The sequence below is a fragment of the Agromyces sp. P1_H4 genome (genome assembly GCF_056405255.1).
Window position 1 is genome coordinate 1 of record NZ_JBFUCL010000169.1, and the last position, 7,922, is coordinate 7,922.

Annotated in this window: 8 protein-coding genes; all 8 read right to left on the reverse strand. The window is 73.1% G+C overall.

From position 1 onward, the window contains the following. Nucleotides 1–248: SAM-dependent methyltransferase (locus tag AC1DY2_RS11395; RefSeq protein WP_476762535.1), on the reverse strand; the 248-nt coding region annotated here is incomplete at its 3' end. Next, entirely contained in the window at nt 245–1,225 is a 981-nt protein-coding gene (locus AC1DY2_RS11400) for an ABC transporter permease (RefSeq protein WP_476762536.1), read from the reverse strand. The genes AC1DY2_RS11400 and AC1DY2_RS11395, both read right to left, overlap by 4 nt. Continuing rightward, a complete protein-coding gene (locus tag AC1DY2_RS11405; RefSeq protein ID WP_476762537.1) occupies nt 1,215–1,958 on the reverse strand; it encodes an ABC transporter ATP-binding protein in 744 nt (247 codons plus the stop codon). The genes AC1DY2_RS11400 and AC1DY2_RS11405 overlap by 11 nt, the downstream gene beginning before the upstream one ends. Before the next feature lie 9 nt (nt 1,959–1,967). Beyond that, nucleotides 1,968–3,092 carry an ABC transporter substrate-binding protein gene (locus AC1DY2_RS11410; RefSeq protein WP_476762538.1) on the reverse strand — a complete coding sequence of 375 codons (1,125 nt, stop codon included), beginning with the start codon at nt 3,090–3,092 and terminating at the stop codon, nt 1,968–1,970. After that, the gene (locus AC1DY2_RS11415; RefSeq protein WP_476762542.1) at nt 3,089–4,498 is read right to left on the reverse strand and encodes a sulfate adenylyltransferase subunit 1; all 1,410 of its coding nucleotides are present in this window, start codon (nt 4,496–4,498) and stop codon (nt 3,089–3,091) included. The genes AC1DY2_RS11410 and AC1DY2_RS11415 overlap by 4 nt, the downstream gene beginning before the upstream one ends. 11 nt (nt 4,499–4,509) lie before the next feature. Next, a complete protein-coding gene (gene cysD / locus AC1DY2_RS11420) occupies nt 4,510–5,433 on the reverse strand; it encodes a sulfate adenylyltransferase subunit CysD (RefSeq protein WP_476762539.1) in 924 nt (307 codons plus the stop codon). Further along, a complete protein-coding gene (locus AC1DY2_RS11425; protein WP_476762540.1) occupies nt 5,430–6,173 on the reverse strand; it encodes a phosphoadenylyl-sulfate reductase in 744 nt (247 codons plus the stop codon). The genes cysD and AC1DY2_RS11425 overlap by 4 nt, the downstream gene beginning before the upstream one ends. Next, a partial coding sequence (locus AC1DY2_RS11430; protein WP_476762541.1) for a nitrite/sulfite reductase occupies nt 6,170–7,922 on the reverse strand: 1,753 nt, incomplete at its 5' end. The genes AC1DY2_RS11430 and AC1DY2_RS11425, both read right to left, overlap by 4 nt.

Genomic DNA, 7,922 nt, shown 5'->3' on the forward strand with positions numbered 1-7,922 from the left:
AGTCCGTCGAGCACGCCGCGCGCGCCGAGCCGGTCGGCGACGACGACGTCGGCGGCCTCGAGCGCACGCAGCCCGCGGATCGTGAGGAGTCCGGAGTCGCCGGGTCCGGCCCCGACGAGCGTGACGCGGCCGGTGACGGACTCTCGAGTGGGCGATGTTGGCGATGACGCGGGGTGCGCTGCCGCCAACTTCGCCCACTCGGTGGCGGTGCGGGAGCCGGAGCCCCGGTCGTTCGTGGGCGCGGTCATCGCGTGCCTCCCTGGAGCAGGCCCCGGCGGCGCAGCATCCGTCGCTCGAGGGGGGCGAAGAAGACGAGCTCGATGAGGATGCCGATGAACAGGATCACGAGCACCGTCGCGAGGACGCCGCCGATGTCGGCGAGCTCTCGGCTCTGCTGCAGCATCGAGCCGAGCCCGAAGCCGATCGTGCCGCCCACGGCGATGATCTCGGCCGCCATGAGCGAGCGCCACGAGAACGCCCAGCCCTGCTTGAGGCCCGCGACGTAGCCGGGCAGCGCGGCGGGCAGCACCACGAGGGTGGCGAGCCGGGTGCGGTTCGCGCCGAGCACGGTGCCCACCCGGCGCAGCTGCGGCGGCACCTGCTCGACGCCCGCGATGAGGCCGTTCACGATGGACGGGACCGCCCCCATGAGGACGACGAAGTACACCGTGGCATCCGTCAGCCCGAACCAGAGGATGGCGGCCGGGACCCACGCGACCGACGGCAGCACCTGCAGGCCCGAGATGATGGGGCCGATCGCACGGCGCAGCGGCTTCACCTCGGCGAGGAGCAGCCCGAGGGGCGTGCCGACGATGACGGCGATGAGGAAGCCGACGACGCCGCGCTCGAGGCTCGTGATCACGGCGAGCTGCAGGCGGCCGGACTCCCAGCCGGCGAGCATCGCGTTGAACACGTCGACCGGGCCGGGCACGATGTCGGGGCGCGGCTGGGCGATGACCACGTAGAGCTGCCACGCGGCGATGAGGGCGACCACGAAGAGGATGGGCGGCAGCACGCTCGTGGTGAAGCGGCGCCAGGCGCTCTGTGCGCGCTCGGGCGAGGTCTGCAGGCGGTCGAGCCCGGCCTCGAGGCTGCGCAGGTCGTCGTGGTGCTCACGGGCATCGTGAGCGGATGCCGCGGGCGCGCGCTCGGAGTCGGTCGCCGCCGCGGCGGCTGCGCGGGCGGCGGCCTCGCGCTCGTCGAGGAGAGTGGCGTCATGCGGCATTTCGGCGGATCTCCTTCCGGAGCTGCTCGGTGATCTCGATCGAGAGCGCCGCGACCTCGGGCGACTCGATGCGTCGGCCGGCGGTCTCGGCGATGCGCCACTCGCCGGCGACACGGCCGGGGCGGCTCGAGAGCAGCACGACGCGCTGGCCCAGCCGCGCCGCCTCGCGCACGTTGTGCGTGACGAACACGATCGTGCGGCCGGTCCGGCGCCACACGCGCTCCAACTCCTCGTGGAGCAGGTCGCGCGTGATCGCGTCGAGGGCGGCGAACGGCTCGTCCATGAGGAGCACGGGCCGGTCCTGTGCGAGGGCGCGGGCGAGGGCGACGCGCTGGCGCATGCCGCCCGACAGCTCGTGCGGCCGCTTCTCCGCGGCATCCGCGAGGTTGACGATGTCGAGCAGCTCGAGTGCCTCGCCCCGGCGGGCGGTGCGCGGCACGCCCCGGAGGCGCAGCGCGAGCTCGACATTCTGCCGGGCGGTCAGCCACGGCATGAGCGCCGACTCCTGGAACATCACCGCGGCGCCCTCGGCGGGCACATCGATCGAACCGCTGGTCGGCGCATCCAGCCCCGCGATGAGGTTGAGCAGCGTGGACTTGCCGCAGCCCGAGGCGCCGAGCAGGCAGACGAACTCGCCCGACTCGATCGACAGGTTCACGTCGTCGAGCACCAGCGGGCCGGCGCCGAAGCGCTTGCTCAGCCGGTCGATGCGGATGGCCGTCTGCCCGCTCATGGGTGGCTCCTACTCCTCGCCGAGGCCGCCGGCGGAGACCGGCTCGGCGTCGTCGGACTCGAGCAGCTCGTTGAGGAGGCGCAGGTCGAACAGCCCGTCGATCGAGCCGTCCTTCTGCGTGCCCGCCTCGAGGCCGTTCTCGACGAGCGTCTCGAAGGTCTCCGCGTGCGGGTCGACCCCGAACGTCACGTGCTCGAGCGCCCGGGTGATGACCGCCTCGTCGAGGGTCTTGCCGGTGTCGGCCTCGAGCGCGGCGTTGATCACCGCGGGCGCCTCGTCGGCGTGCTCGTCGAGCCAGGCGACGGATGCCACGTGGCCCTCGAGCAGCGCCTTCACGGTCTCGGGGTGCTCCTCGAGGAAGTCCGCGCGCACGAGCAGCACGGTCGTGGGGAACGCGCCGTCGTCCCAGAGGTCGGCCTCGTCGACGAGCACGTGCGCGCCACGGCCGCCGTCGGCGAGCAGGCGGGACACCCACGGCTCGGGCAGCCAGGCGCCGTCGAGGCCGCCCTGCTGGAACAGGGTCAGGGTCTGCGCGTTCTCGGTGGGCGTGATGTGCACGTCGCCGCCGCCGGTGGTGTCGGTGGTGTAGCCCTCGTCGGCGAGCCACGAGCGCAGCGCCACGTCCTGCGTGTTGCCGAGCTGCGGCGACGCGAGCGTCGTGCCCTCGAGGTCCTTCGCCGAGTCGATGCCCTCGCGCACGACGAGCGCCGCTCCGCCGGTGGCCGCGCCGGCGACGATGTGCGCCGACTCCCCGCCCGACTGGATGAACGTGTTGATCGACGGGTTCGGCCCGATGTAGGTCGCGTCGATGGCGCCCGCTGAGAGGGCCTCGATGGCGGCGGGGCCGGCGTTGAACACCTGGGTCGTCAGCTTCGTCTCGCCGAGCGCGTCGGCGAACAGGCCCTCCTGCAGGCCCACGAGCGCGGGTGCGTGGGTGACGTTCGCGAAGTAGCCGAGGCGCAGCTCCTCGGCGGGTTCGGTGGTGGCGGATGCCGCGGCGGTCTGCCCGGCGGCACCGGCCGACTGCGGAGCGCAGCCGCTGAGGGCGAGCACCGCCGTGGTGACGATGGCGGCCGCGAGCATCATGCCCGCGACCAGGCCGAGGCGGGAACGGACGCGTGAGGTTGCGGTCATGCTGCTACTCCTTCGGTGTCGGTGGTCGTGCGGGCGGTGCTGGTGCTGCCGGCGTCGCCGGTGGCGGGCGTCACCGGTGCGGTGACGATTCCGGCAGCGAGCGTGGCGCCCGACTGCGGGTCGATGACGAGGAACGCGCCGGCGCGACGGTGCGCGGCGTACTCCTCGACGGGCAGTTCGGCCGCGAGGCGCACGCGCACCTGGCCGATGTCGTTGACGGCGAGGCCGTCGGCGGGCTCGAGGGCGAGCGAGTCGAGGTCGCGACGGCCCACGATCTCGGGCACGAGGGCCTGCACCGTGGTGGTGCCCGACTTCACGAGCACGCGGGCGCCGGGCCGCAGCGGCTGCGCGCCGAGCCAGAACAGGGCGGCGTCGAGCTCGCGACGCGGCTCGGGCAGCGCACCGGCCGCGACCACGACGGCTCCGCGGGCGGCGTCGAGCTGGTCGGCGAGCCGCAGCGACACCGACTGCGGGGCGGATGCCGCGTCGAGCTCACGCGGGCCCGCGTCGATGCCCGTCACGGTCGTGCTCGCGCCGCCCGGGAACACCTGCACGCGGTCGCCGACGCGCACGGTGCCCGAGGCGATGCGTCCGGCGAAGGCGCGGTAGTCGCGGAAGCGTTCCGGGTCGGCCACGTCGGGTGCCAGGGCGCCCTGCGGCCGGATGACGAGCTGCACCGGCATCCGCAGTGCCTCGAGCTCGGTCTCGAGCTCGTCGACCGACGGCAGGGTCTCGAGGAGCTCGAGCAGGCTCGGGCCGTCGTACCACGGCGTGTTCGCCGAGCGGTCGACGACGTTGTCGCCGGCCAGGGCCGACACGGGGATGACGTGCGCCTCGGGCAGGCCGAGCTCGCGCGTGAGGGTCGTCACCTCGTCGGCGACCGATGCGAACGCCGCCTCGGAGTAGCCGAGCAGGTCGATCTTGTTCACCGCGACGATGACGTGCGGCACCCGCAGCAGCTGCACCACGGCGAGGTGGCGGCGGGTCTGCTCGAGCACGCCGTTCCGGGCGTCGACGAGCACGACGACCGCGTCGGCCGTGGTCGCCCCGGTCACCATGTTGCGGGTGTACTGCACGTGGCCGGGGCAGTCGGCGAGGATGAACGACCGGCGTCCCGTCGAGAAGTAGCGGTAGGCCACGTCGATCGTGATGCCCTGCTCGCGCTCGGCGCGCAGGCCGTCGGTGAGGAGGGCGAAGTCGATCGCGCCGGGCTCGCCGCCGAAGCCGCGTTCGGCCGACGTGCGGGCCACCGACTCGAGCTGGTCGGCGAGGATCGCCTTCGAGTCGTGCAGCAGGCGGCCGACGAGGGTCGACTTGCCGTCGTCGACCGAACCCGCGGTCGCGAAGCGGAAGAGTGCGTCGCTCACGCGCGCATCGCTTCGTGCGTCGCCCAGGGCGCCAGTCAGTGCGTCGCTCATCAGAAGTACCCGTCCTTCTTGCGGTCCTCCATGGCGGCCTCCGAGATGCGGTCGTCGGCGCGGGTCGCGCCGCGCTCGGTGAGGGTCGACGTGGCGACCTCGGCGACGACGTCGGCGACGGATGCCGCGGCCGACTCGACCGCGCCCGTGCAGCTCATGTCGCCGACCGTGCGGTATCGAACCGTGCGACGCTCGACGACCTCGTCGGCCCGGGCCGGCGAGACATCCGACACCGCGCGCCACATGCCGTCGCGCCGGTACACCTCGCGCTCGTGCGCGTAGTAGAGCGGCGGGAGCTCGATGCCCTCGCGCTCGATGTAGCGCCACACGTCGAGCTCGGTCCAGTTCGAGATCGGGAAGGCGCGCACGTGCTGGCCGACGGTGTGCCGGCCGTTGTAGAGGTCCCAGAGCTCAGGGCGCTGGTTGCGCGGGTCCCACTGGCCGAACTCGTCGCGCAGGCTCAGGATGCGCTCCTTGGCGCGGGCCTTGTCCTCGTCGCGACGGGCGCCGCCGAAGACGGCGTCGTGGCGGCCGGCGGCGATGGCGTCGAGCAGGGGCTGCGTCTGCAGCGGGTTGCGAGTGCCGTCGGCGCGCTCCTGCAGCCGGCCGTCGTCGAGGTAGTCCTGCACGGCGGCGACCTCGAGGCGCAGGCCGAGGCGCTCGACCGTGCGGTCGCGGAAGTCGATGACCTCGGGGAAGTTGTGGCCCGTGTCGACGTGCAGCACCGGGAACGGCACCTTGGCCGGCCAGAACGCCTTCGCGGCCAGGTGCAGCACGACGACGGAGTCCTTGCCGCCGGAGAAGAGCAGCACGGGCCGCTCGAACTCGGCCACCACCTCGCGGATGATGTGGATCGACTCGGCCTCGAGGGTGTCGAGCGCGTCGAGGCGCGTGCCCGGTGCCAGGGTGTCGGTGACGCTCATAGGTGCAGCCCGCATTCCGTCTTGGCGAGGCCGGCCCAGCGGCCCGACCTCGGGTCCTCACCCGCGGCGACGGGCTTCGTGCACGGCTCGCAGCCGATCGAGGGGTAGCCGTGCGACATCAGGAGGTTCACGGGCACCTGGTGCGCTCCTGCGTGGTCGAGGAGCTCGTCGAAGGTCCACGCCGCGAGCGGGTTCACCTTCACGAGCCCGTTGCGCTCGTCCCACTGCACGAGGGGCGTGTTCACGCGGGTCGGCGCCTCCTCGCGGCGCACGCCCGTGAACCACACCTCGTAGCCCGACAGCGCCTGCTGCAGCGGGGCCACCTTGCGGCGGGCGCAGCAGAGCCCGGGGTCGCGGGCGAACAGCTCGGCGCCGAATTCGGCGTCCTGCTGGGCCACGGTCTGCTCGGGTAGTACGTCGACCACGCGCACGTCGAGGGCGCGGGCGACCTCGTCGCGCGTCACGTAGGTCTCGGTGAAGTGATACCCCGTGTCGAGGAACAGCACGTCGACGCCCGGCAGGTCTGCGGCGACCACGTGCGGCAGCACGGCGTCGGCCATCGAGCAGGCGACGGCCGCGGCATCCGGCGAGAAATTGCGGGCCACCCAGGCGATGACCTCGGCGGCGGATGCCTCGTGGTCGGTGAGGCTGCCGAGCTCGGCGTTGCCCGCCTCGGCCAGGGCGCGCAGCTCGTCGTGCGAACGCAGGGTCGCGGCCCGCGGTGCGAGGGACACGCTCACTGCAGGGCCTCCTCGTCGGCTCGGTGCGCCCACTCGGCGAACGTCTCGTCGGAGGCCGCCTCGCGCTCGGCGAGGAACCGGCGCACGACGCGCTCCACGTAGTCGGCGAGGCCGTCGGCGGTGACCTTGAGGCCGCGCACGGTGCGACCGGTGCCGGCCTCCTCGCGTGTGGCGGAGGCGAGGCCGCCGCCGAGGTGCACCTGGAAGCCCGGCGTCTGGCCGCCGTCGCCGTCGGGGAGGAGCTGGCCCTTCAGCCCGATGTCCGCGGTCTGGATGCGAGCGCAGGAGTTGGGGCATCCGTTCACGTGCAGGCTGATCGGGTGCGGCAGGTCGATGCCGGCGAGTCGCTCCTCGAGCGCGATGACGGCGTTCGTGGCGGTCTGCTTCGTCTCGACGATGGCGAGCTTGCAGAACTCGATGCCCGTGCACGCGATCGTGCCGCGGCGGATGAGGCTCGGGCGGGCCTGCAGCCCGATGGCGTCGAGCTCGGCGATGACCTGCTCGACCTCGGCCTCCTCGATGTCGAGGAGCACGAGCTTCTGGTGCGGCGTGGTGCGCAGGCGGGTGGACCCGTGCCGCTCGAGCACGTCGGCGATCGACGTGAGGATCGAGCCCGAGACGCGCCCGACGAACGGGGTGACGCCGATGTAGAAGCGTCCGTCCTTCTGGCGGTGCACGCCGACGTGGTCGCCCTGCGTGAGGGGCTTCGGCGCGGGCGGGCCGTCGGGCAGCGGGGCGCCGAGGTACTCGGTCTCGAGCACCTCGCGGAACCTCTCGGCGCCCCAGTCGGCCACGAGGTACTTCAGGCGAGCCTTGTTGCGGAGGCGCCGGTAGCCGTAGTCGCGGAAGATCGACGTGACGCCGAGCCACACGTCGGGTACCTGCTCGGGCGCCACCCAGGCGCCGAGGCGCACGGCGAGGTGGGCCGCCGTCGAGAGGCCGCCGCCGACCCAGAGGTCGTAGCCGATGCCGAGCTCGGGGTGGTCGACCGCGACGAACGCGACGTCGTTGATCTCGTGCACGACGTCCTGGCTCGGGTGGCCCGTGATCGCCGTCTTGAACTTGCGCGGCAGGTTCGCGAGCTCGGGGTCGCCGATGTAGCGGGCGGTGATCTCGTCGATCGACGGCGTCGGGTCGATGAGCTCGTCGGCGGCGATGCCCGCGACGGGCGAGCCGAGCACGACGCGCGGCACGTCGCCGCACGCCTCGGTGGTGCCGAGCCCGACGGCTTCGAGGCGACGCCAGATCTCGGGCACGTCCTCGACGCGCACCCAGTGCAGCTGCACGTTCTGCCGGTCGGTGAGGTCGGCGGTGTCGCGGCCGAACTCGGTCGAGATGCCGCCGATCACCCGCAGCTGCTCGGTCGTGAGCTGCCCGCCGTCGATGCGGACGCGGAGCATGAAGTACTCGTCCTCGAGCTCGTGCGGCTCGAGCGTCGCGGTCTTGCCGCCGTCGATGCCCGGCTTGCGCTGCGTGTAGAGCCCCCACCAGCGGAATCGGCCGTGCAGGTCGGTGGGGTCGATGCTCGCGAAGCCGCCGGCGGCGTAGGTCGACTCGATGCGCTCGCGCACGGCGAGGCCGCCGTCCTCCTGCTTCCACACCTCGTTCGCGTTGAGCGGGGCCGTGCCGTCGACCTTCCACTGCCCGTGCGGGCGGGAGGCGGGACGTGGCGGGCGGTCGGGGCCGTCGGCGCGGGCGGGGCGGTCGGCGCGTTCGGGGCCTCCGGCGCGGGCGGGGCGCTCGCCGGCG